This is a genomic window from Roseivivax sp. CAU 1761, from assembly GCF_054482755.1.
On the sequence record NZ_JBTLRM010000013.1, the window covers coordinates 74,603 to 97,543 of the forward strand.

Here is a 22,941-nt window from a genome sequence, read left to right on the forward strand (position 1 = left end):
CTTACAGGTGCCGGAAAGCCGGGCTAGCCTCGGGGTCGCAACCACCCCGGGGAGAGACATGGCAGAGGATCCGCAGGGCAGGGCGCGCCGCGAGCCGGCAAAGGCGCAGGACGTGCGCCGCCGCCGGGTGTTCTACATCCCCGGCTACGATCCGATCCATCCCCGCCGCTACCGCGAACTCTACCGCAAGGAGGGCGCGGCGCAGGCGGCGATCTCGGGCTACGAGCTGAGCCTGACCGCGGCCGAGCCCGGCGCGCCCGGCGGCCGCTACGGCTGGTCGGTCGCGGCGGCGATGGAGGGCGCCGAGAGCACCGCCCGGATCGAGGTTCTGGTCTGGTCCGACATCGTGCGGCACAGCATGTCGCGCTCGATTCCCGCCACCTATGGCCAGCTCTTCCGCACCGCCTGGACCTATCTCGCGACCGGCACGCTGTGGCGGTTGATGCGGCTGCGCAAGGGCCCGGTGATCGCCGCGCTCTACCCGGTGGCGATGCTGCTGGCCCAGGCCGCGCTGGCGCTGGGGCTGGCCGCGGGCCTGCTGGCGCTGGCGCTGCGCCTCCTGGCCGACGGCCTCGGGACGGCGCCCGCGCTGGCCCTTGGCGCGCTCGCCGGCGCCGTTACTGCGGCCGCGCTGCTGCGCTGGTTCCGGCGCCGCGACAACCGCGTCTTCGCCTATTACCTGATGCACGATTACGCCTTCTCTGCGCGCTGGCGCGGCGCCAACCCGCCGGCGCTCGAGGCGCGGATGGCGGAGTTTGCCGACGCCGTGGCCGGAGCGCTGGCCGACGATGTCGACGAGGTGCTGGTGGTCGGGCATTCCTCCGGCGCCCATCTCGCGGTCTCGGTGCTCGCCGACCTGATCCGCGACGGCCGGGTGCCGGGCTGCGGCCCGAAGCTCGCCTTCCTGTCGCTGGGGCAGGTGGTGCCGATGCTGTCCTTCCTGCCCGAGGCGCACCGGCTGCGCGCCGACCTGCGGCTGCTCGCGGCCTCCGGCGCGCTGACCTGGGTCGACGTGACCGCCCCGGGCGACGGCTGCGCCTTCGCGCTCTGCGATCCGGTCGCGGTCTCGGGCGTGGCGCCCGAGGACAAGCGCTGGCCGCTGGTCTTCTCGGCGCAGTTCACCCGCAGCCTCAGCCGCGAGCGCTGGAAGGCGCTGCGCTGGCGCTTCTTCCGGCTGCATTTCCAGTATCTCTGCGCCTTCGACCGACCGCGCGACTACGATTACTTCCGCATCACCGCCGGGCCGCTCAGCCTCGCCAGCCGCTATGCCGGCCGGCCGGCCTCGGCCAGCCGCATCGACGCGGCGGTCTCGAAATACACCTCGATCGCCGCATGATCCCGCCGAAGCCGCCCGCCCGGGCCGCGCGGGTCTCGCTCTGGCGCCATGCAAGGCTGTTTCGCGCCGACATCCTCTCGGCCCAGCCGGCGCGGCTCTACCGCGCCTGGATGGCGGAGTTCCGCACGCCGTTCTTCCGCTCCTTCCTGCTCAACCAGCCCGAGCTGGTGCGCCTCGTGCTGCAGGAGCGGCCGGGCGATTTTCCGAAATCCGGCCGCATCGCCGAGGGCCTGCGGCCGCTCCTCGGCGACAGCATCTTCGTCACCAACGGCGCCGCCTGGGCGCGCCAGCGCCGGATCATCGACCCGGCCTTCGAGGGCGGCCGGCTGCGCGACACCTGGCCCGCCATGCAGGCCGCCGCGGAGGCCTTCGCGGCGCGGCTCGCGGCGCGCGCCGGGCAGGAGGTCGAGATCGAGGCCGAGGCGAGCCACGCCGCCGCCGACGTGATCTTCCGCACGCTGTTCTCGATCCCCATCGAGGACCGGCTGGCGCAGGCCGTGTTCGCCGAGTTCCGCGCCTACCAGCGCAGCCAGCCGCTGCTCAACCTCGCCGCCTTCGTGCCGCTGCCGCGCTGGCTGCCGCGGCCCTTCGCGCGCCAGACCCGGGCCAGCGCCCGGCGCCTGCGCGGCCTGATCGCCGAACTCTGCGTCCGGCGGCAAGACGAGATCGCCGCCGGCACCGCGCCCGACGACCTGGCCACCAAGATCATGACCAGCCGCGACCCCGAAACCGGGGCGACCTTCAGCACCGGGGAGATGGTCGACCAGGTGGCGATCTTCTTTCTCGCCGGCCACGAGACCTCGGCCTCGGCGCTGGCCTGGGCACTCTATCTCCTCGCCACCCATCCCGGCTGGCAGGACCGGGTCGCCGCCGAGGCCCGCGCCTGCGACGGCGGTTTCGCCGCCATGGCCCGGATGACGGCGGCCCGCGACGTCTTCCGCGAGACGCTGCGGCTCTACCCGCCGGTGCCGATGATGGTGCGCGAGGCCGCCCGGGCCGAGCGCTTCCGCGACCGCGCCGTGCCGCGCGGCGCGCAACTGGTGCTGAGCCCGTGGCATCTCGGGCGCCACGAACGGCTCTGGCGCGATCCCGACGCCTTCGATCCCGGGCGCTGGCAGGAGGCGGCGGGCCGCGCCTCCGCCCGCCAGGCCTACCTGCCGTTCTCCGCCGGGCCGCGGGTCTGCCCCGGCGCCGGCTTCGCGATGATCGAGGGGCCGCTGCTGCTCGCCGCGGCCCTGCGCGACCTCCGCGTCGCCCCGGTCCCGGGCAAGGTGCCCGAGCCGGTGGCCCATCTCACCGTGCGGGCCCGGCACGGCATCGCGCTGCGCCTCGCGCCCCGGGCGCAAGTGCCTGCTAGCGCTAACGATTAGCGCTAATTCGTGTCACGCCTCTAGGCCGGCCTGCCGGCATGGCGTAGACCGGGGGGCGAGGACAACACCAACACGAGGACGACCGCGAGCCATGGCCAAGGACATCGAGACCTTCCAGCAGATGAAGCAGCGTATGGCGACCGGGCAGGGCTTCATCGCCGCGCTCGACCAGTCGGGCGGCTCCACTCCCAAGGCGCTGCGACTCTACGGCGTCACCGAGGACCAGTATGACGGCGAGGAGGCGATGTTCGCCGAAATCCACGACATGCGGACCCGGATCATCACCGCCCCCTCGTTCACCTCCGAGAAGGTGCTGGGCGCGATTCTCTTCGAGCGCACCATGCGCGGCGAGGTCGAGGGCCGGCCCACCGCCCAGGCGCTCTGGGACCGCCGCGGCATCGTGCCCTTCCTGAAGATCGACAAGGGCCTGTCGGAGAAGCTGAACGGCGTGCAGCTGATGAAGCCGATGCCGGGGCTCGAGGAGCTTCTGGCCGAGGCCCGTGGCCACGGCATCTTCGGCACCAAGGAGCGCTCGGTGATCCACGAGGCCGACGCGAAGGGCATCCGCGACGTGGTGGCGCAGCAATTCGAGGTCGGCCGGGTGGTCACCGGGGCCGGGCTGGTGCCGATCCTCGAGCCCGAGGTCGACATCCATTCCGGGACCAAGGCCGAGGCCGAGGCGCTCCTGCGCGACGAGATCAAGGCCGGCCTCGACAAGCTGGCCGAGGGCTCGGAGGTGATGCTGAAGCTCACCATCCCCTCCGAGCCCGGGCTCTACGACGTGCTGGCCGACCATCCCCGGGTGGTGCGCGTGGTGGCGCTTTCGGGCGGCTATTCGACCGACGACGCCTGCCAACGCCTGTCGCAGAACCCGAAGATGATCGCGAGCTTCAGCCGCGCCCTGACCGAGGGCCTGTCGAAGCAGCAATCCGACGCCGAGTTCAACGACGCGCTCGGCGCCAACATCGACAAGATCTACCGCGCCTCGATCTGACCGCTCGCCTTCTTCTGAGCGAAAATATCCCGGGGTGAATTGAGGGGGACGCCGGGCCGAGTAAAAAGGGGGGGCACCCCCCCCCCCATGCTCCGGGCCGCACGCGTTCTGCGGCCTCTCGGAGCAAGGTCCCCTGCGCGGCGCAAAGCCCGCAGGCCGCCGCGCCTCGCCGGGCCGCCCCCCGGCCCGGCGATCTGGTCGGTTCTGCGCTCAGCTTCGATGTTCTTCGGGTCCGACACGATAAACCAAGAGGTTCCGCGGTCGGGATCGCCGCGCCGCGGCCCGTCGCCGCGCGGCTCCGCATGTCACTCGAAACAGCGCGACAGGGCTCCGGCGGCCTGTCCCGTCCGCGCCGCGACCGGTGAGGGGCCTCGGCCCCTCACGCGTCCTTGCAGAGATCTCAGCCGCCGGCCTTGGCCAGCGCCTGGTCGAGATCGCGGATCAGGTCGTCGGCATCCTCGATGCCGATCGAGAAGCGCACCACCTCGGGCGCCGCGCCCGCCGCGCGCTGCTGCTCCTCGCTGAGCTGGCGGTGGGTGGTCGAGGCGGAATGGATCACCAGGCTGCGGGTGTCGCCGAGATTGGCGACATGGCTGAACAGCTCAAGGCTGTCGACGAGCCGCATGCAGGCCGCGTAGCCGCCCTTCAGCGCCACCGTGAACAGCCCGCCGGCGCCCTTCGGGCAGATCCGGGACATGCGCTCGCGCGAGGGCGAGGAGGGCAGCCCGGCATAGGTCACCGCCGCCACCGCCGGGTGGCGCTCGAGCCAGGCGGCGATCTTCTCGGCATTCTCGCAATGGCGCTGCATCCGCAGGCTCAGCGTCTCGATCCCCATCAGGGTGTAATGCGCGGCCTGCGGGTTCAGCGTCATGCCGAGATCGCGCAGGCCGACCGCGATGCCGTGGAAGGTGAAGGCCAGCGGCCCAAAGGTCTCGTGAAACTTCAGGCCGTGATAGGCGGGTTCGGGCGCGGAGAGCGACGGGAACTTGTCCGAGGCCGACCAGTCGAAGGTTCCCGAATCGACCACGCAGCCGCCGGTGACGGTGCCGTTGCCGGTCAGGTACTTGGTCATGGAATGCACCACCAGCGTGGCGCCGTGCTCGATCGGGCGGCAGAGATAGGGCGTGGCCGAGGTGTTGTCGACGATCAGCGGCACCCCGGCTTCGGAAGCGATTTTCGCGGCGGCGTCGAGATCGGTGACGTAGCCGCCGGGATTGGCGATCGATTCGCAGAAGATCGCCCGCGTGTCGTCGTCGATCGCCGCGGCGACCGCTTCCATGTCGTCGAAATCAACGAACTTGGCCGACCAGCCGAAGCGCTGGATGGTCTGGCTGAACTGGGTGATCGAGCCGCCGTAGAGCCGGGTCGAGACCACGACGTTGCGTCCCGGCCCCATCAGCGGGAACAGCGCCATGATCTGCGCCGCGTGGCCCGAGGAGCAGCAGATCGCGCCGGCGCCGCCCTCCAGCGTCGCCATGCGCTCCTGCAGCACCGACACGGTCGGGTTGGTGAGGCGGGAATAGATGTAGCCCACCTCCTGCAGGTTGAAGAGCGCCGCGGCGTGGTCGGCATCCCGGAACACGTAGGCGGTGGATTGGTAGATCGGCGTCTGGCGCGCGCCGGTGGCCGGGTCGGGCCGGGCGCCGGCATGGATCTGCAGGGTCTCGAAGCCGTAGCTCGGGGTGTCGGTCATGTCCTCTCCTCCGCGGTTTTGCGCCACGCTAGCGGCGCCGGGGAGGCACGGCAACGCGGTCTCAGCGCATCCAGAGTCCTTCCCGCTTCAGGCGGTTGCGGACGGCCTGTTCGCGGCGGGGCAGGGCGTCGCGGTCGAACAGCGCCCGCGCCCTGGCGCCGCGGCCCTGGTAGACCATGCGGCGGATCGGCTCGTGGGATTTCAGCAGCGCCTTGACGCGGTTGGGCGCGGTGATGCGCTCCAGCAGCGCCACCACGGCCGCGTCCTCGCGGGCATAGAGCAGCGGCAGGGTGCGGTAATGGCACGAGGTCCGGCCGTCGATCCAGCCCGGCGGCAGGGCGTCGCGGCCGCCGCCCAGGGCGTGGATCACCAGCGGCAGCGCCACCTGGTCGAGCCAGGGGTCGAGGCTCTGGCAGACCAGTTCGGGGGGCGGGTCGTCGCGGATCGCCAGTGCGGTGTCGAGAAAGCACCGGCCGAAGATCCGCGGGCAGCGGTAATGGAAGTAGCCGGCATTGAAATAGAGGTAGCGCTGCCAGTACTCGTCCGGCCAGCTCGGGTCGAGCGAGCTTTCGAAGTCGAGCCCGAAGCGGTCGTAGAGCGCCTTCCAGGTGGCGGTGTAGCCCGGCCCGTAGAGCTCGATCACCGGCCAGGTGCCCTCGCGGCGGAGCGAGGCGGTCGGCCGGTCGAAATCCACCGGCAACTCGTCGAGCGAGCCGAGGATCAGCGTGTCGCTGTCGAAGAACAGGAAGGGCGCGCCCTCGGGCAGCGCCAACAGCGCCTCGATCTTGTTGCCGTAGGGATAGGCGGCGCCGAAATGGCGGCTCTCGAAGGGGAGGAGGGTGGCGCCGCATTCCTGCAGCAGGGCGCGGATCTCCGGCGCGATGCGCGGATCTTCGGGCCAGAGCGGCCCGGGCTGCGGCTCCGCCACCACCAGGCGGAAGCGTTCCGACGTGCCGCTCGCGGCCAGCGACAGCGCGAAGAGCGCGGCCTCGTATTGCAGCCGCCCGGCCTGCGCCACGATCAGCACGTCGACGCGCGGCGCGGTCACGCGCGGCGCGCCGCGGCAGGGTTGCGCGCCGGCAGTCCGGCGCGGGGCAGGGTGGTCGGGGGGATCAAATCTCGATCGCCGTCATCACCTCGGGCTCGATCACCTCGACCCCGGGCAGGCCGTCCTTCAGCACCTCGGCGGATTGCTCAAGGAACGGGAAGGAGCGGTAATGGTAGGGGATCACCGTCTTGAAGTCGAAAAAGGTCTTGGCCGCATAGGCGGCGCGCTTCATGTCCATGGTGAAATGCCCGCCGGCGCAAAGCAGGCCGATATCGGGCTGGTGCAGCGCCTGGAACACGCCCATGTCGGCCATCACGTCGGTGTCGCCCGAGACGTAGATCACGTGCCCCTCGGCGGCGATCATGTAGCCGCATTCGGTGCCGACGCCGACCGGGCCGTTGGGCCCCGCCATGGTCGAGGAATGGGTGGCGTTGACCATGGTGATCGCGATGCCGCCGAGATCCACGGTGCCGCCCTTGTTGAAGCCGGTGACCTCGATTTTTTCGGCGCTTTCCCAGTGCATCATCAGGTCGAACTGGCCGATCACCGGCACCGAGAGCTCCTTGGCCAGGCCCACCGCCTCGTCGGCATGGTCGAAATGGCCGTGCGTCAGCAGGATATGGGTGGCGCCGGCGATGGCCTCGGCGCGGCGCTCGTCGGGAAAGGTCGGGTTCCCGTTGAGCCAGGGGTCGAGCAGGATCACCTTGCCGCCGATCTCGAGGCGGAAGGAGGCATGGCCGAGCCAGATGATCTTCATGGAATGCGTCTCCTCGTCGCTGATGCCTTCATGGGTAGTGCGGCGCCCCGGCGCTGTCGAGCGCTCCGGCCCGCGCCCGCCCATGCGCTTGAAGGCCGCCCCGCGCGGCGCTAAACGCAGGCCCGAGACCGCGACACAGACGCGACAGAGCGCGAGAGGAAGGCCCATGTCCATCGACACCGAGACCGCCCGGCGCGTGGCGAAGCTCGCCCGCATCCGGGTCGAGGAGGAGGCGCTGCCGGCGCTGGCGCAGGAATTCAACACCATCCTGGGCTTCATCGAACAGCTCCAGGACGTCGATGTCGACGGAGTCGAGCCGATGGTGTCGGTGACGCCGATGCGGCTCAAGCGCCGCCGCGACGAGGTGACCGCGGGCGGCGATGCCGCGCGCGTGCTGTCGAATGCGCCGGATGCGCGCGAGGGGTTCTTTGCCGTGCCGAAGGTGGTGGAATGAGCGACGCGACCGAGATGAAGATCGCCGAGGCGCGCGACGCCCTGCGCCGCGGCGAGATCACCAGCACCGAGCTGACCGAGGCCTGCCTCGCCAAGATCGAGGGCGCTGACGCGCTGGGCGCCTTCGTCCACAAGACGCCCGAGAAGGCGCGCGAGATGGCAAAGGCGGCCGATGCCCGGCTGCAGGCCGGTGAGGCGCCCGATCTGTGCGGCATCCCGCTCGGCATCAAGGACCTGTTCTGCACCGAGGGCGTGGCCAGCCAGGCCGCCAGCCGCATCCTCGACGGCTTCCGCCCGGAATACGAATCCACCGTAACGTCGCAGCTTTTCGGCGACGGCGCGGTGATGCTGGGCAAGCTCAACATGGACGAGTTCGCCATGGGCTCGTCGAACGAGACCTCGACCTACGGCCCCGCGGTGAACCCGTGGAAGCGGCAGGGCGACGCGGCGCAGCTAACGCCGGGGGGCTCGTCGGGCGGCTCGGCCTCGGCGGTCGCGGCCGGGCTCTGCCTCGGCGCCACCGGCACCGATACCGGCGGCTCGATCCGCCAGCCCGCCGCCTTCACCGGCATCACCGGGGTCAAGCCGACCTACGGGCGCTGCTCGCGCTGGGGCATCATCGCGTTTGCGTCCTCGCTCGACCAGGCCGGGCCGATGACCCGCGACGTGCGCGACGCGGCGATCATGCTGAAGGCGATGTGCGGCCACGACGCCAAGGATTCGACCTCGGCCGACCTGCCGGTGCCGGATTTCGAGGCGGCGCTGTCGGGCGACATCCGCGGCAAGGTGATCGGCATCCCGCGCGAATACCACATGGACGGCATGCCCGAGGAGATCGACGCGCTCTGGGCCGAGGGCCGGGCGATGCTCGAGGCCGCGGGGGCGAAGATCGTCGACATCTCGCTGCCGCACACCAAGTACGCGCTGCCGGCCTATTACGTCATCGCCCCGGCCGAGGCGTCGTCCAACCTCGCGCGCTATGACGGCGTGCGCTACGGTCGCCGGGCCAAGCTCGCCCAGGGCGACGGCATCACCGAGATGTACGAGAAGACCCGCGCCGAAGGCTTCGGCCACGAGGTGCAGCGCCGCGTCATGGTCGGCACCTACGTGCTCTCGGCGGGCTATTACGACGCCTATTACAACCGCGCCCGCAAGGTCCGGACCCTGATCAAGAAGGATTTCGAAGACGCCTTCGCGCAGGGCGTCGACGCCATCCTGACGCCGGCCACGCCGTCCGCGGCCTTCGGCCTGGGCGAGATGCAGGACGCCGACCCGGTGAAGATGTATCTCAACGACGTCTTCACGGTGACGGTGAACCTCGCCGGCCTTCCCGGCATCTCGGTCCCGACCGGGCTCGACCGGCAGGGCCTGCCGCTGGGCCTGCAGCTGATCGGCCGGCCGTGGGAAGAGGCCGACCTGCTGAATGTCGCCTACGCGCTGGAACGTGAAGCCGGCTTCGTGGCCAAGCCCGAGAAATGGTGGTAAGGCGCAACGCCGCTACCGAAGCCCGTGCCTGAGAGGGGTGCCATGCGCTATCATCTGGTTTCCGCCGTCGTCGTCACCGCCGCGCTGGGCGCCTGCGCGCCCGCCGTCCCGGACAGCGGGGCCGGCTTCGACGCCTATGACGAGGGCCGCCGCGCCGCCGTCGATGCCGAACTCGAGGGCCGCACCGATCCCGCCACCGGACGCAGCGCCGCCGCGGCGCAGAGCCCGGCGCCGAGCGCCGCGAGCGGCGGCGCCGGCGCGTCCGGCGATGTCGATGTCGCCGAGATGGCCGCCGCGGCGCTGGCCCGCGAGCAGAATTCCGGGCAGAGCCCGGTCGATGCGTCGCCCGGCAACCCGGCGCCGGCCATCGCGGCCACGGTGGGCGGCATGTCCGCCGAGAACGATTTCGACGCGGTCTCGGGCGAGCGCTCGATCGAGGAAGACGCCCAGATGATCGCCCAGAACCGGGCGCAGTATCAGGTGGTGGAGCCCACCGCGGTGCCGTCGCGGCCCAACGGCGCGGTCAGCATCGTGGGCTTCGCGCTCTCGACCTCGCACGGGGTCGGCGAGGCGCAGTATTCGCGCTCGGCCTTCGCCACCAAGAAGCGCGAGGAGCGCAACTGCGCCGCCTACGGGTCCGCCGACCTGGCCCAGGAAGCCTTCCTGGCCGCCGGCGGCCCGGAGAAGGACAGCGAGGGGCTCGACGCCGATGGCGACGGCTTCGCCTGCGGCTGGAACCCGGCGCCGTTCCGGAAGGCCCGGGGCTGACGCCGCTTTCGCATCCGAGCCCCAATCACGGGCCGCGGCGCGGCGGCGCCCGGCCCGACCACGTGGTCCTGCACTACACCGCGATGCAAAGCGCCGAGGCGGCGCGCGACCTGCTCTCGAGCCCCGAGGCGCAGGTCTCGGCGCATTACCTGATCGCCCGCGACGGCCGCATATGGCAGCTGGTCGACGAAGGCGCGCGCGCCTGGCATGCCGGGGCCGGGCGCTGGGGCGGCATCGACGACATGAATTCCCGCTCCATCGGCATCGAGCTCGACAATGACGGCGTGTCGCCCTTCGCCGCGCCGCTGATGGACGCGCTGGAGGCGCTGCTTCCGGGCATCCTGGCGCGCTGGCGGATCGCGCCGGCGCGGGTGATCGGCCATTCCGACATGGCGCCGGGGCGCAAGATCGACCCGGGCCCGCGCTTCGACTGGGCGCGGCTGGCCCGCGCCGGGCTGGCGATCCGGCCCGAGCCGCGGGCGCCGGGGGAGTTCTGGCGCGACGCCGCGCGTTTCGGCTACGACCCGGCGCCGGAGCTGCGCGATGCGGTGCTCGCCGCCTTCCGGATGCGCTTCCGGCCGCGCGTCGCGGGGCCGCTCGACCGTACCGACGCCGCGCTGATGGCGGATCTGGCGGCGCGCTGGCCGGCGGCCGAAGCGGCCTATTCCACCTCGTAGGGCAGCACGCCGCGGCGGTCCGGCGGGATCGTCAGCTGGCGTTCCAGCGGCGGCACCGAGCGCTGGTGGCAGGCCTTGCGGTCGCAGATACGGCAGGAAATGCCGATCGGCTCGAAGGCGCCGTCGCGCCCGAGGTCGAGCCCGTCGGCATAGACCAGCGCCCCGGCATGTTTGACCTCGCAGCCCAGCGCGATGGCGTAGCGCCGCACCGGCGCGCCGAAATGGCCGCCCGGCTTCGAGACGTCGCGCGCTAGGTTGACGTAGCGCACGCCGTCCGGCGTCTCGGCCAGCTGGCGCAGGAAGCGGCCCGGCGTCTCGAAGGCGCGGTGCACGATCCAGAGCGGGCAGGCGCCGCCATAGCGGGCGAATTGCAGCCGCGTGGCGGAATGCCGCTTGGTGATCGTGCCGGCCTGATCGACGCGGACGAAGAAGAACGGGATGCCCTTGGCGCCGGGGCGCTGCAGGGTCGAGAGCCGGTGCGCCACCTGCTCGATCGAGGCGCCGAACCGCGAGGACAACAATTCCAGGTCGTGCCGGGTCTCCTGCGCCGCGGCGAGGAAGTCGGAATAGGGCATCAGCGCGGCCCCGGCGAAGTAGTTGGCGAGCCCGATCTTGGCGATGGCGCGCGCTGCGTCGGATTGGAAGCGGGCGAAGTCGAGCGTCGCCTCGAGCAGGTTCTCCTGGTCGAGCAGCGCCACCTGCAGCAGCATCTGGAAGGTGCGGGTCTCGGGCGGGGCCAGCGCCGACAGCGTCAGCGTGCCGCTTGCGGCGTCGAAGTGGCGCAGCGGTCCGCTGCGCTCGAGCCGCACCTCGATGCCGCGCCGCGCCAGCCGGCGCACCACCGCGCCGGCGAGATCGGCCTCACCCTCGGCCAGCCGGCCGTAGCGCTCGGCGGCGCGGTCCACGGCGTCGACGTAATTGTCGCAGTAATGGAAGAAGTCGCGCACCTCCTCCCACGGGCTGGGCTGCAGCTGCGCGCCCTCGCGGCCCAGCGCCTCGTCGAGCGAGGCCAGCCGTTCATGGGTCTGGCGGTAGGCGCGGTGCAGTTCGAGGAAAGCCCGGGCCAGCGCCGGCGCGTTGCCTGCGGTGAGCCGCAGATCCGCCAGCGCCGGGGCCTCGGCGAAGATCGGGTCGGTCAGCGCCTCGCGCATGTCGGTGACCAGCCGCTCGGCATCGCCCTGGCCCAGTTCGGTGACGTCGAAGCCGAACTCCTGCGCCAGCGCCAGCAGCACGGTGGTCGAGACCGGCCGGTTGTTGTTCTCCATCTGGTTCAGGTAGGGCAGGGAGATGCCCAGCTTGCCGGCGAACTCCTTCTGGGTCAGGGCGAGCCGGCCGCGCAGGTCGCGCAGCTTGGCGCCGGCATAGAGCTTCTGGACGGGCATGGCGGGTGACTTTGCGACTTCGCTGGGGGCTGGGCGCGAGTTTGCAGATTTCTGCCACGGCGTCCAGAGCCCCGGCGCTCGGGCCAAGCGCAGGCGGCTCAGGACTGCGCGCGGCGGTCGAGCTGCGCCTCGCGCAGGATCACCACGGCGATGGCGGCGACGCCGCAGATCCCGGTGGCGAATTGCAGCCAGAGCAGCGGCCAGGGCCCGGTGCCGGGATGCAGCAGCGCGCCGGCCAGCGCCGAGAGCGCGGCGCCGCCGCCGATCATGATCGCGCCGGCCAGCCCCGAGGCGGTGCCGGCGAGATGCGGCCGCACCGAGAGCGCGCCGGCGGTGGCGTTGGGGATGGTCATGCCGTTGCCGAGCCCGACGAAGCACATGAAGCCGAAGAAGCTCAGCGCCGATCCGGCGCCGGCGGCGAAGACGCTCATCGAGGCCAGCACCCCGATGGCGTTCACCAGGGCCCCGGTGAGCACCATGCGGTTGACGCCGAAGCGCATGGAATAGCGGCCCGACAGGAAATTGCCGGCCACGTAGCCGAGCGCCGGCGCGCCGAAATAGACGCCGAGCCGCGCCGGGGCGAGGCCGAACACCTCGGAGCCCACGAAGGGCGCGCCGCCGAGATAGGAGAAGAACGCCCCCGAGGAGAAGGCGGCGGCCAGTGCATAGCCCCAGAAGCGCGGGCTGCGCAGCAATTCGGGATATTCGCGGAACTGCGCGCCGAGGGTCAGCCCGGAGGGCCGCGCGGTCTCGCCCAGGTCGCGCCAGGTGAGCCAGATCAGCGCCAGGCCGAGGATCAGCAGCAGCCAGAAATTCGCCTCCCAGCCGAACAGCTGGTCGAGCCCGCCGCCGATCGCCGGGCCGATCATCGGCACCACCGCCATGCCCATGGTGACGTAGCCGATCATCGAGGCGGCGCGGTCCTGCGGGACCATGTCGCGGACCACCGCCCGGCCGAGCACCATGCCGGTCACCACCGCCGCCTGGACCATGCGGAAGGCCAGGAAGACGTAGACGTCGCGCGCCACGAGGCAGCCGAGCGTCGCCAGAACGAAGATCGCCAGACCGGCGAGGATCACTGGACGCCGCCCGAGCTTGTCCGAGACCGGGCCGATGAAGACCTGCAGAACCGCGTTGACGCCCAGATAGACCGCCACCGAGAGCTGCACGAGCCGGTATTCGGTGTCGAAATGCTCCGCCATGGCGGGCAGGCTGGGCAGGAAGATGTTCATCGCCAGCGCCGAAAGCCCCGACAGGAGGATCAGCGTGACGATGTGTGGCGGGGTGGCGCGGTCGAGAAACCGGACGGCGGGAACGCTCTGCATGGCAGAGGGATAGGCGCGGCCGCGGGATCTGTCCATGCCAGCGCCCCGCCGGACCGGGTTTGCGCGGCAGTCGGGCGCCGATTTGCGATTATGCAATCTTCATTCGGACGTGTTTCCCGAGTTTGCAAATTTGCCGGAAAATTCTTGAGGCCCGCCCCGCGCCCTGTAAGGTCCGCGCCAATTGACGAAGGGAGCGGGTCATGAAGGACATCCTCGAAGAGCTCGAGCACCGCCGCGCCGAGGCGCGGCTGGGCGGCGGACAGAAGCGCATCGACGCCCAGCACGCCAAGGGCAAGCTGACGGCGCGCGAGCGGATCGAGCTGCTGCTCGACGAGGGCTCGTTCGAGGAATTCGACATGTTCGTCGCCCATCGCTGTACCGATTTCGGCATGGAGGACAGCCGGCCCTACGGCGACGGCGTGATCACCGGATGGGGCACGATCAACGGCCGCATGGTCTATGTCTTCTCCCAGGACTTCACCGTCTTCGGCGGCTCGCTCAGCGAGACCCACGCCCAGAAGATCTGCAAGATCATGGACATGGCGATGCAGAACGGCGCGCCGGTGATCGGGCTGAACGATTCGGGCGGTGCCCGCATCCAGGAGGGCGTGGCGAGCCTCGCGGGCTATGCCGAGGTCTTCCAGCGCAACATCATGGCCTCGGGGGTGATCCCGCAGATCTCGGTGATCATGGGGCCCTGCGCCGGCGGCGCGGTCTATTCCCCGGCGATGACCGACTTCATCTTCATGGTGAAGGATTCGTCCTACATGTTCGTCACAGGCCCCGACGTGGTGAAGACGGTGACCAACGAGGTGGTGACCGCCGAAGAGCTCGGCGGCGCCTCGACCCACACCAAGAAGAGCTCGGTCGCCGACGGCGCCTTCGAGAACGACGTCGAGGCCCTGGCCGAGGTGCGCCGGCTGGTCGACTACCTGCCGCTGTCGAACCGCGAGAAGCCGCCGGTGCGGCCGTTCTTCGACGAGCCCGGCCGCATCGAGGCCTCGCTCGACACGCTGGTGCCGGAGAACGCCAACACCCCCTACGACATGAAGGAGCTGATCGAGAAGGTCGCCGACGAGGGCGACTTCTACGAGATCCAGGCGGAGTTCGCCAAGAACATCATCACCGGCTTCATCCGGCTCGAAGGCCAGACCGTGGGCGTGGTGGCCAACCAGCCGATGGTGCTCGCCGGCTGCCTCGACATCGATTCCAGCCGCAAGGCGGCGCGCTTCGTGCGCTTCTGCGACGCCTTCGAGATCCCGATCCTGACCTTCGTCGACGTGCCGGGCTTCCTGCCGGGCACCGGACAGGAATATGGCGGCGTCATCAAGCACGGCGCCAAGCTGCTGTTTGCCTATGGCGAGGCGACGGTGCCGAAGGTCACGGTGATCACCCGCAAGGCCTATGGCGGCGCCTATGACGTGATGGCCTCGAAGCACCTGCGCGGCGATTTCAACTATGCCTGGCCCACCGCCGAGATCGCGGTGATGGGCGCCAAGGGGGCGACCGAGATCCTCTACCGCTCGGAGCTCGGCGATGCCGAGAAGATCGCCGCGCGGACCAAGGAATACGAGACCCGCTTCGCCAATCCCTTCGTGGCGGCCGAGAAGGGCTTCATCGACGAGGTGATCCAGCCGCGCTCGACCCGCCGCCGGGTGAGTCGCGCCTTCGCCGCCCTGCGCGGCAAGAAGCTCTCCAACCCGTGGAAGAAGCACGACAACATTCCGCTCTGAGCGGATGGCGGGGGCGGGCCGCGGGGCCGGCCCCCGGGCCCGGAGCGCGCCTAAGACATAAGTCTTGATCGAATTCCGAATCGTGGTATCACAATTGAGACAAGTTCAGGAATCCAGCAGCTTCCCGCGCCGCGTGCCCGAAATCCGGGCAGGCCGCGAATCGGGTCGCGGAACACGGGTCCTGACCAAGGATCGGGCGATGGGTCGGCGCGAGGATTGCGCGGATCGTGACGCCCCATCGAACGCGGGGACGACCCGCATTCTCGCAGCCCTGACGGGAGGAGCCCTTTCGAGGGGTCGGGGCTGCACCCCCTCATCCGCATCGCATCAAAGGCCCGGCTCCGGCGCAGGGCGGTCGCGCGTCCAGGCACCGGCACGGCCCGGCAGGGCGCCCGCGACGGTCGCGCCGACCCCGTGTCAAGACCTTGTCCCCGGAGCCGTCCGCACGGCCGCTCGCGGCGCCGTGAACCCCCTTGAAAACACGCTGTCCGGAAAAGGATTCCGGATTCCGAAAAAACTTCGGAACACACCGGATGTAGAGGTGATGAACGCAGTTCGCCTACATGTTGTGTTTTTCACTACGAAAACCACCCGGTGTGAGGCTTTCGAGACACAGGGCGCGGGTCGCGCTGGGGCCGCATATCATTCCCTTAGGAATTCCGATAGCTTGGGGCTTGGTCGCAAATTCGTGACTGCTACTATGTTAGAGGGACGGTGCGTGCCGCGTGCGCGTTCGCGTGCCTTGAACACAGACAGGAGACAAAGATGTCCAAGAGCATCAAACTGCTTGCCATGTTCGGTTTCGTCGCAACGCTCGCTGCGTGCGGCCAGCAGGAAGAAGAAGAGTTCGTTGTGGTCGAGCCCGAGCCGATCACCGCGGAGCCGGTCTACACCGGTAAGTACAAGTAAGCGACCTACGGGGCGGGCCCTCGTAGGGTCCGTCCCGCTTCCGGGCCTGTCGCGGTCCCGTCCCCGGACGGAGGCCCCCCGATGATCAAGCACCGCGGCTTTCCCGGGCGTCTGCCCGGCAGCGATTTCCAGTTCACCATCCGGCGCGCCAATCCCAAGGGCGCCACCCCGATCGTCCGGCGCGAGCGCTATGCCGATCGCCGGGCTGCCGACCGCCGCGCCGACACCTATTTCGTCGCCGCGCTCTGGCACTTCTTCGGCTCCGACCCCTTCGAGCGCGGCAATCTCGATGCCGGCCGCCTGTCCTGGCTGTTCGGCCGCGAGGTGCTGCCGGTCGACGATCCCTTCGATCCGACCTCCTATGAGGCGCTGCTGGTTCTCGACGAGGGCGCGGCACGGGCCAGTTTCCCCGACGCCTTCGATCCGGACATTTGGGCATGAACTTGCCGAGCGCCCCCGATTCTGCGCGGGTTCGGGCCGATCATCGGGCCGACCGCGGCGCGGGCTTGGCCAGCGGGGCGCGCTCTGGTTCTGTCAGTGTGTCCCCAGATTGCGGGGCTCTTGCGATCGGAGCGCTCTTTTCGGCGCTCCTCTCACACCGTAACCCTTCCCCTACCGGGCGGCCCGGACCTTCCCCTGTCCGGCCGTCCGGGTCTTTCCGTGTGCGGCCTCGGCCGGGTGCGGGGGTCCGGACCGGCGGCGCTTCGGCGCTGTCTGACCGGGGCGGGAACATCACACCGGCACGATGCGTTTGTCGTGCATATTGTCGAGCGGAACGAAGGGAGCATCCCTCATGCGTAAGAATGTCAAACTCACCGCGGTGCTCGCGCTGGCAGGCTTCGGCCTGGCGGCCTGCGAGTCCAGCGATCTCCCGCGTGCCGGCATGGGTGCCGGCGCAGGCTACCTCGTCGACCGCGCAACCGGCGGCGACGGCACCATCGGTGCCGCAGTGGGCGCAACGGCCGGGGTCGTCTGCGACGACGTCACGCCGCGCTACTGCAACTAAGACGTTCGCGCCGCAGGCTTCCCCGCGAAGCCTCGGACGCCAAGGTTTTCGGCCATCGGAGCTCACGGCTCCGGTGGCCTTTTTCGTGTCCGCCGCGCCCCGGGGAGCGGCGCCCGCGGACCGGACTTCCGGAAAGGGACGGAGATGTTCAAGAAGATCCTGATTGCCAACCGGGGCGAGATTGCCTGCCGCGTCATCAAGACGGCGCGCAAGATGGGCATCGCCACGGTCGCGGTCTATTCCGACGCCGACAAGCTGGCGCTGCATGTCGAGATGGCCGACGAGGCGATCCATATCGGCCCGGCCCCGGCCAACCAGTCCTACATCGTAATCGACAAGGTGATGGCGGCGATCCGCGAGAGCGGCGCCGAGGCGGTGCATCCGGGCTACGGCTTCCTGTCGGAGAACCCGAAGTTTGCCCAGGCGCTGGACGCCGCGGGCGTCGCCTTCATCGGCCCCCCGGTCAAGGCGATCGAGGCGATGGGCGACAAGATCACCTCCAAGAAGATCGCCCAGGAGGCCGGGGTCTCCACCGTGCCCGGCTATATGGGCCTGATCGAGGATGCCGAGGAGGCGGTGAAGATCTCGGCCGAGATCGGCTACCCGGTGATGATCAAGGCCAGCGCGGGCGGCGGCGGCAAGGGCATGCGCATCGCCTGGAACGACCAGGAGGCGCGCGAGGGCTTCCAGTCCTCGAAGAACGAGGCGGCGAACTCCTTCGGCGACGACCGCATCTTCATCGAGAAGTTCGTCACCCAGCCGCGCCACATCGAGATCCAGGTGCTGGCCGATCAGCACGGCAATTGCATCTATCTGGGCGAGCGCGAATGCTCGATCCAGCGCCGCAACCAGAAGGTCATCGAGGAGGCGCCGAGCCCGTTTCTCGACGAGACGACGCGCCGCGCCATGGGCGAACAGGCCTGCGCGCTGGCCAAGGCGGTGGGCTATGCCTCGGCCGGCACGGTGGAATTCATCGTCGACGGCGAGAAGAACTTCTACTTTCTCGAGATGAACACCCGGCTGCAGGTCGAGCACCCGGTGACCGAGCTGATCACCGGCGTCGATCTCGTCGAGCAGATGATCCGCGTCGCCGGCGGCGAGAAACTGTCGATCACCCAGGACGACGTGACGCTGACCGGCTGGGCCATCGAGAGCCGGCTCTATGCCGAGGATCCCTATCGCGGCTTCCTGCCCTCGATCGGCCGGCTGACGCGCTACCGTCCGCCCGAGGAGGTGGCCGCCGGCCCGCTTCTCGAGACCGGCAAGTGGCAGGGCGACGCGCCGGCGGGCGAGGGCGCGGTGCGCAACGATACCGGCGTCTTCGAGGGCGGCGAGATCTCGATGTATTACGACCCGATGATCGCCAAGCTCTGTACCTGGGGCCGCGACCGCGCCACCGCCATCGAGGGCATGCGCAACGCGCTCGACGGCTTCGAGGTCGAGGGGATCGGCCACAACCTGCCGTTCCTCTCGGCGGTGATGGACCACCCGAAATTCGTCGCGGGCGAGATGACCACCGCCTTCATCGCCGAGGAATATCCCGAGGGCTTCAACGGCGTCGAGCTGGGCGAGGACGCGCTGCGCCGCATCGCGGCGGCGGCGGCAGCGATGAACCGGGTGGCCGAGATCCGGCGCGCGCGGATCTCCGGCACGCTCGACAACCACGAACGGCTGGTGGGCGATGCCTGGAACGTGGCCCTTCAGGGCAGCGATTTCGACGTCGCGGTGGCCGCCGACCGCGACGGCGCGACGATCCGCTTCGCCGACGGCGCCGAGATGCGGGTGCAGGGCGACTGGACGCCGGGCGACAAGCTGGCCCGCATGCGGGTCGACGGCGCCCCCCTGGTGCTCAAGGTCGGCAAGGTGCCGGGCGGCTTCCGGCTGCGCACCCGCGGGGCCGATCTCAAGGTGCATGTGCGCACCCCGCGGCAGGCCGAACTGGCGCGGCTGATGCCCGAGAAGGAGGCGGCCGACACGTCCAAGATGCTGCTCTGCCCGATGCCCGGGCTGGTGGTGAAGCTGCATGTCGGCGAGGGCGACGAGGTCCAGGAGGGCCAGGCCTTGGCCACCGTCGAGGCGATGAAGATGGAGAACATCCTGCGCGCCGAGAAGAAGGCCACGGTCTCCAAGCTCAACGCCGCCGAGGGCGACAGCCTCGCCGTCGACGACGTGATCATGGAGTTCGAGTGAGGCGATGCGGCGCGGCGACGCCCTCCCGCGCGGCGCTGGCCGGGACCCTGCGGTCCCGGCTCAGCCGCGCGGCGTGCCGCGCCGGTCGCGGATTTCCTGCTGCCGGAGCGGCAGCTTGTCGATCGAGCGCGACAGCTCGCGCACGTCCCAGGGCAGGGGCTTGCGGAGCACCCGGGTGCCGTCCTTGTCGATCAGCACCAGCATGAAGCCGCGCGGCCGCAGGGTGCGGCGGATCTCGGAGCGCGCCGCCGGGTCGGCGTCGGTCAGCACCACCACGTCGCGCTCGGCCAGCGCGTCCAGCCGCTGGGTGATGAACTGCATCTGCTGGACATATCGCGGATCGGCCGGGCTGTCGGCGAAGACCACGACCGGGCGTTTGAGCCACAGGAACTCGTCGAGGCTGCGCTCCGCGGCCGGCAGCACGATCTCGTCGGTCTGGGCGGCATCGGCGGCGGCGGCGGGCAGCGGCGCGGCGAGGGACAGGGCAATGGCAAACAGGAATGCACGGGTCATGCGGTCGAATATAGGCAGGCGCGGCCGGCTTGCCCAAGCCGCGAGCGCCCGCGGGCGGAAAAATCTTTGCGAGCGCACGGGCGCTTGGCCCGCCGCGACCGGGTCCTGACATGCGCATCGTGCTGCATTCCGGCGCCCATCGCTGCGCCACGACCAGCTTCCAGCGCTACCTCCGGGCCGCACGGCCGGGCCTCACGGAGGCCGTGATCTGGACGCCGCGGGAGCTGCGGGCGGGGCTAATGGGCGAGGTCGGACACGATCACGAGACCGAGACCGACCGCCGCCGCCTCGCCGCCGCGGTGGCAGAGGCGCGGGCCGGGGGGGCGCGGCTCCTGCTGGCGAGCGACGAGAACATGCTGGGCACGCCGCGGCACAACCTGCAGCGCCGCGCGCTCTATCCGCAGGCCGGACGGCGCATGGCGCGGATCGCCGCGGCCTTCGGCCCGGTGGCGCGGGTGGCGATCCAGATTCGCGCGCTCGACGCCTATTGGGCCTCGCTGCTGGCCTACCTGGTGGCGCGCGGCGCCGCGGTGCCCGACCGCGACACGCGGGCCGCCATTCTGGGCAGCGCCCGAAGCTGGCGCCAGGTGATCGAGGAGGTCGCCGCGGCGGTGCCCGGGGCCGAGATCGTGGTGACCTGCCACGAGGGCTTCGCGGCGCGGCCCGAGGCGCTGCTGGCGCTTTTGGGCGACGGGGCCGCCCCCCGCCCGGCGCGGCCTGGACAATATCGCGCCAACGGCTCGCCCGATCTCGCCGCGCTGCGCGCCCTGGTGGCCGAACGCGGCGGCGATCCCGGGCGCCTGCCCGCCGGCACCGGCCGCTGGCGGCCCTTCGATGCCGAGGCCGCGGCGCTGCTGCGCGAGGCCCACGACGCCGATCTGCAATGGTTGCGGGACGGGGCCTCGGGCCTTGCCCGGCTTGTCGAGACACCGGAGGCCGTCCGCGCGGAACCCGCGCCGGCCGCCGCGAACAAGGGAGTAGAGACATGAGCGATGCGAAGGCGGCCTGGCGCAAACAGGCCGAAAAGGAACTGCGCGGGCGCGGCCCTGACGACCTCGTCTGGAAAACCATCGAGGGGCTCGACATCCAGCCGCTCTACACCGCCGAGGACATCGCGGGTCTCGACCATCTCGGCACCCTGCCGGGGATCGAGCCCTTCACCCGCGGCGTCCGGGCGACGATGTATGCCGGCCGGCCCTGGACGATCCGGCAATATGCCGGCTTCTCGACCGCCGAGGAATCGAACCGCTTCTACCGCAAGGCGCTGGCCGCCGGGCAGCAGGGCGTGTCGGTCGCCTTCGACCTTGCCACCCATCGCGGCTATGACAGCGACCACCCGCGCGTCGTCGGCGATGTCGGCAAGGCCGGGGTGGCGATCGACTCGGTCGAGGACATGAAGGTGCTGTTCGACGGCATCCCGCTCGACCAGGTGTCGGTGTCGATGACCATGAACGGCGCGGTGATCCCGGTGCTGGCGAGCTTCATCGTCGCCGGCGAGGAGCAGGGCCATTCCCGCGCCGTGCTCTCGGGGACCATCCAGAACGACATCCTGAAGGAGTTCATGGTCCGCAACACCTACATCTACCCGCCCGAGCCCTCGATGCGGATCGTTGCCGACATCATCGAATACACCTCGAACGAGATGCCGCGCTTCAACTCGATCTCGATCTCCGGCTACCACATGCAGGAGGCCGGGGCGACGCTGGTGCAGGAGCTGGCCTACACGCTGGCCGACGGCAAGGAATACGTCGCCGCGGCGATGGACCGCGGCATGGACGTGGACAAGTTCGCCGGCCGGCTGTCCTTCTTCTTCGCCATCGGCAAGAACTTCTTCATGGAGGCCGCCAAGCTGCGCGCCGCGCGCATGCTCTGGCACCGCATCATGACTGAGATGGGCGCCAAGGATCCGCGCTCCAAGATGCTGCGCACCCATTGCCAGACCTCGGGCGTGTCGTTGGCCGAGCAGGACCCCTACAACAACGTCATCCGCACCGCCTACGAGGCGATGTCGGCGGTCCTGGGCGGCACCCAGTCGCTGCACACCAACGCGCTCGACGAGGCGATGGCGCTGCCCACCGACTTCTCCGCCCGGATCGCCCGCAACACCCAGCTGATCCTGCAGGAGGAGACCGGGGTCACCAAGGTCGTCGATCCGCTGGCCGGCTCCTACTACGTCGAGAAGCTGACCCACGACATGGCCGAGAAGGCCTGGGAGATGATCCGCGAGGTCGACGAGATGGGCGGCATGACCAAGGCGGTGGCCTCGGGCATGCCGAAGCTCCGCATCGAGGAGGCGGCGGCGATGCGCCAGGCCCGCATCGACCGCGGCGAGGACGTCATCGTCGGCGTCAACAAGTACCGGCTCGAGAAGGAGGACGACCTCGACATTCTCGACATCGACAATGCCAAGGTGCGCGAGGCCCAGGTCGCGGCGCTGGAGCGCATCCGCGCCGGCCGCGACCAGGCGGCCTGCGACGCGGCGCTGAAGGAACTGGAACGGCGGGCCGGGGAGGGCGGCAACCTTCTCGAGGCCGCGGTGGAAGCGGCGCGGGCGCGCGCCAGCGTGGGAGAGATTTCGATGGCGATGGAAAAGGTGTTCGGCCGTCACCGGGCCGAGGTGAAGACCCTCGCGGGGGTCTACGGCAAGGCCTACGAGGGCGACGAGGGCTTCGCCGCGATCCAGAAGGCGGTGGAGGATTTCGCCGAGGAGGAGGGCCGCCGGCCGCGCATGCTGGTGGTGAAGATGGGCCAGGACGGCCACGACCGCGGCGCCAAGGTGATCGCCACGGCCTTCGCCGATATCGGCTTCGACGTCGATGTCGGCCCGCTCTTCCAGACCCCGGAGGAGGCGGCGCAGGACGCGGTCGACAACGACGTGCACGTGATCGGCATCTCGTCCCAGGCGGCGGGGCACAAGACGCTGGCGCCGCAGCTCGTGCAGGCGCTCGAGGCCGCCGGCGCCGGCGACATCCTGGTGATCTGCGGCGGGGTGATCCCGCAGCAGGATTACGCCTTCCTCAAGGAGGCCGGGGTGAAGGCGATCTTCGGCCCGGGCACCAACATCCCCGAGGCGGCGCAGGACATCCTGCGGCTGATCCGCGAGGCCCGCGCGGCGTGATCGCTGCGGGGCGGCGCGCCGTCCCCGCCGCCGCACCGTGGATCAGGCCGGCGGCCGACCGGGCCCCGGGCGGCATCCCCTGCCGTGCCGGTCGCGCTCGCGGCGACGCCGACGCTCCGGCGGCGGCCCGGGCGCGATGTCCGGATGCCGGCGCGGGGAGGCGAGCCATCCCCACCTCAGCAAC

The 22,941-nt window shown here is 70.3% G+C and carries 20 protein-coding genes; 14 read left to right on the top strand and 6 right to left on the bottom strand.

Going from position 1 to position 22,941, the window contains the following annotated elements; translation table 11 throughout:
- The first annotated feature begins 58 nt into the window (after nt 1-58).
- The 3 genes from ACXYMW_RS10170 to ACXYMW_RS10180 all read left to right on the top strand — a co-directional run bounded on the left by ACXYMW_RS10170 (nt 59) and on the right by ACXYMW_RS10180 (nt 3,700).
- Nucleotides 59-1,336, top strand: a complete 1,278-nt coding sequence (locus ACXYMW_RS10170; protein WP_459035206.1) for a hypothetical protein — start codon at nt 59-61, stop codon at nt 1,334-1,336.
- A complete protein-coding gene (locus ACXYMW_RS10175; RefSeq protein ID WP_459035207.1) occupies nt 1,333-2,706 on the top strand; it encodes a cytochrome P450 in 1,374 nt (457 codons plus the stop codon). The genes ACXYMW_RS10170 and ACXYMW_RS10175 overlap by 4 nt, the downstream gene beginning before the upstream one ends.
- 91 nt (nt 2,707-2,797) lie before the next feature.
- A complete protein-coding gene (locus ACXYMW_RS10180) occupies nt 2,798-3,700 on the top strand; it encodes a fructose bisphosphate aldolase (protein WP_459035208.1) in 903 nt (300 codons plus the stop codon).
- 400 nt (nt 3,701-4,100) lie between these two features.
- On the opposite strand, the gene ACXYMW_RS10185 is transcribed toward ACXYMW_RS10180, so the two are convergent.
- The 3 genes from ACXYMW_RS10185 to ACXYMW_RS10195 form a co-directional block, all read right to left on the bottom strand.
- The gene (locus tag ACXYMW_RS10185; protein ID WP_459035209.1) at nt 4,101-5,393 is read right to left on the bottom strand and encodes an O-acetylhomoserine aminocarboxypropyltransferase/cysteine synthase family protein; all 1,293 of its coding nucleotides are present in this window, start codon (nt 5,391-5,393) and stop codon (nt 4,101-4,103) included.
- A 61-nt stretch (nt 5,394-5,454) separates the two neighbouring features.
- The gene (locus ACXYMW_RS10190; RefSeq protein ID WP_459035210.1) at nt 5,455-6,441 is read right to left on the bottom strand and encodes a hypothetical protein; all 987 of its coding nucleotides are present in this window, start codon (nt 6,439-6,441) and stop codon (nt 5,455-5,457) included.
- A 64-nt stretch (nt 6,442-6,505) separates the two neighbouring features.
- Nucleotides 6,506-7,198, bottom strand: coding sequence for a metal-dependent hydrolase (locus ACXYMW_RS10195; RefSeq protein ID WP_459035211.1), 693 nt, complete (start codon nt 7,196-7,198; stop codon nt 6,506-6,508).
- Nucleotides 7,199-7,364: 166 nt separating this feature from the next.
- Between ACXYMW_RS10195 and gatC the strand changes: the two genes are divergently transcribed.
- The 4 genes from gatC (at nt 7,365) to ACXYMW_RS10215 (ending at nt 10,581) form a co-directional block, all read left to right on the top strand.
- Entirely contained in the window at nt 7,365-7,652 is a 288-nt protein-coding gene (gene gatC, locus ACXYMW_RS10200) for an Asp-tRNA(Asn)/Glu-tRNA(Gln) amidotransferase subunit GatC (RefSeq protein ID WP_459035212.1), read from the top strand.
- A complete protein-coding gene (gene gatA / locus ACXYMW_RS10205) occupies nt 7,649-9,136 on the top strand; it encodes an Asp-tRNA(Asn)/Glu-tRNA(Gln) amidotransferase subunit GatA (protein WP_459035213.1) in 1,488 nt (495 codons plus the stop codon). The genes gatC and gatA overlap by 4 nt, the downstream gene beginning before the upstream one ends.
- Nucleotides 9,137-9,178: 42 nt before the next feature.
- A complete protein-coding gene (locus ACXYMW_RS10210) occupies nt 9,179-9,904 on the top strand; it encodes a hypothetical protein (protein WP_459035214.1) in 726 nt (241 codons plus the stop codon).
- Between the two features lie 68 nt (nt 9,905-9,972).
- Nucleotides 9,973-10,581: an N-acetylmuramoyl-L-alanine amidase gene (locus ACXYMW_RS10215; RefSeq protein WP_459035227.1), complete on the top strand. Its 609-nt coding sequence runs from the start codon at nt 9,973-9,975 to the stop codon at nt 10,579-10,581.
- Here the strand turns inward: ACXYMW_RS10215 and ACXYMW_RS10220 are convergent.
- The gene (locus tag ACXYMW_RS10220) at nt 10,566-11,963 is read right to left on the bottom strand and encodes a helix-turn-helix domain-containing protein (RefSeq protein WP_459035215.1); all 1,398 of its coding nucleotides are present in this window, start codon (nt 11,961-11,963) and stop codon (nt 10,566-10,568) included. The genes ACXYMW_RS10215 and ACXYMW_RS10220 overlap by 16 nt on opposite strands.
- 98 nt (nt 11,964-12,061) lie before the next feature.
- Nucleotides 12,062-13,288 (bottom strand): multidrug effflux MFS transporter, encoded by a 1,227-nt coding sequence (locus ACXYMW_RS10225; RefSeq protein WP_459035216.1) that lies wholly within the window; start codon nt 13,286-13,288, stop codon nt 12,062-12,064.
- Nucleotides 13,289-13,488: 200 nt separating this feature from the next.
- On the opposite strand from ACXYMW_RS10225, the gene ACXYMW_RS10230 reads away from it, so the two are divergent.
- The 5 genes from ACXYMW_RS10230 to ACXYMW_RS10250 all read left to right on the top strand — a co-directional run bounded on the left by ACXYMW_RS10230 (nt 13,489) and on the right by ACXYMW_RS10250 (nt 19,126).
- Entirely contained in the window at nt 13,489-15,021 is a 1,533-nt protein-coding gene (locus ACXYMW_RS10230) for an acyl-CoA carboxylase subunit beta (protein ID WP_459035217.1), read from the top strand.
- A gap of 765 nt (nt 15,022-15,786) precedes the next feature.
- Nucleotides 15,787-15,930, top strand: a complete 144-nt coding sequence (locus ACXYMW_RS10235; RefSeq protein WP_459035218.1) for a hypothetical protein — start codon at nt 15,787-15,789, stop codon at nt 15,928-15,930.
- Nucleotides 15,931-16,011: 81 nt separating this feature from the next.
- On the top strand, nt 16,012-16,371 hold the full coding sequence (locus ACXYMW_RS10240) for a hypothetical protein (protein WP_459035219.1): 360 nt from the start codon (nt 16,012-16,014) through the stop codon (nt 16,369-16,371).
- Nucleotides 16,372-16,723: 352 nt separating this feature from the next.
- A complete protein-coding gene (locus ACXYMW_RS10245; protein ID WP_459035220.1) occupies nt 16,724-16,936 on the top strand; it encodes a hypothetical protein in 213 nt (70 codons plus the stop codon).
- Between the two features lie 144 nt (nt 16,937-17,080).
- Complete coding sequence (locus ACXYMW_RS10250; RefSeq protein ID WP_459035221.1) at nt 17,081-19,126, top strand: acetyl-CoA carboxylase biotin carboxylase subunit; 2,046 nt, start codon at nt 17,081-17,083, stop codon at nt 19,124-19,126.
- A 60-nt stretch (nt 19,127-19,186) separates the two neighbouring features.
- Here the strand turns inward: ACXYMW_RS10250 and ACXYMW_RS10255 are convergent, their stop codons facing one another.
- Nucleotides 19,187-19,639: a DUF4174 domain-containing protein gene (locus ACXYMW_RS10255; protein WP_459035222.1), complete on the bottom strand. Its 453-nt coding sequence runs from the start codon at nt 19,637-19,639 to the stop codon at nt 19,187-19,189.
- Between the two features lie 110 nt (nt 19,640-19,749).
- Here ACXYMW_RS10255 and ACXYMW_RS10260 point away from each other — a divergent pair, with 110 nt between their 5' ends.
- Both ACXYMW_RS10260 and scpA read left to right on the top strand, forming a co-directional pair.
- Nucleotides 19,750-20,628, top strand: a complete 879-nt coding sequence (locus ACXYMW_RS10260) for a hypothetical protein (RefSeq protein ID WP_459035223.1) — start codon at nt 19,750-19,752, stop codon at nt 20,626-20,628.
- Nucleotides 20,625-22,757: a methylmalonyl-CoA mutase gene (scpA, locus tag ACXYMW_RS10265; protein ID WP_459035224.1), complete on the top strand. Its 2,133-nt coding sequence runs from the start codon at nt 20,625-20,627 to the stop codon at nt 22,755-22,757. The genes ACXYMW_RS10260 and scpA overlap by 4 nt, the downstream gene beginning before the upstream one ends.
- Nucleotides 22,758-22,941: the final 184 nt, after the last annotated feature.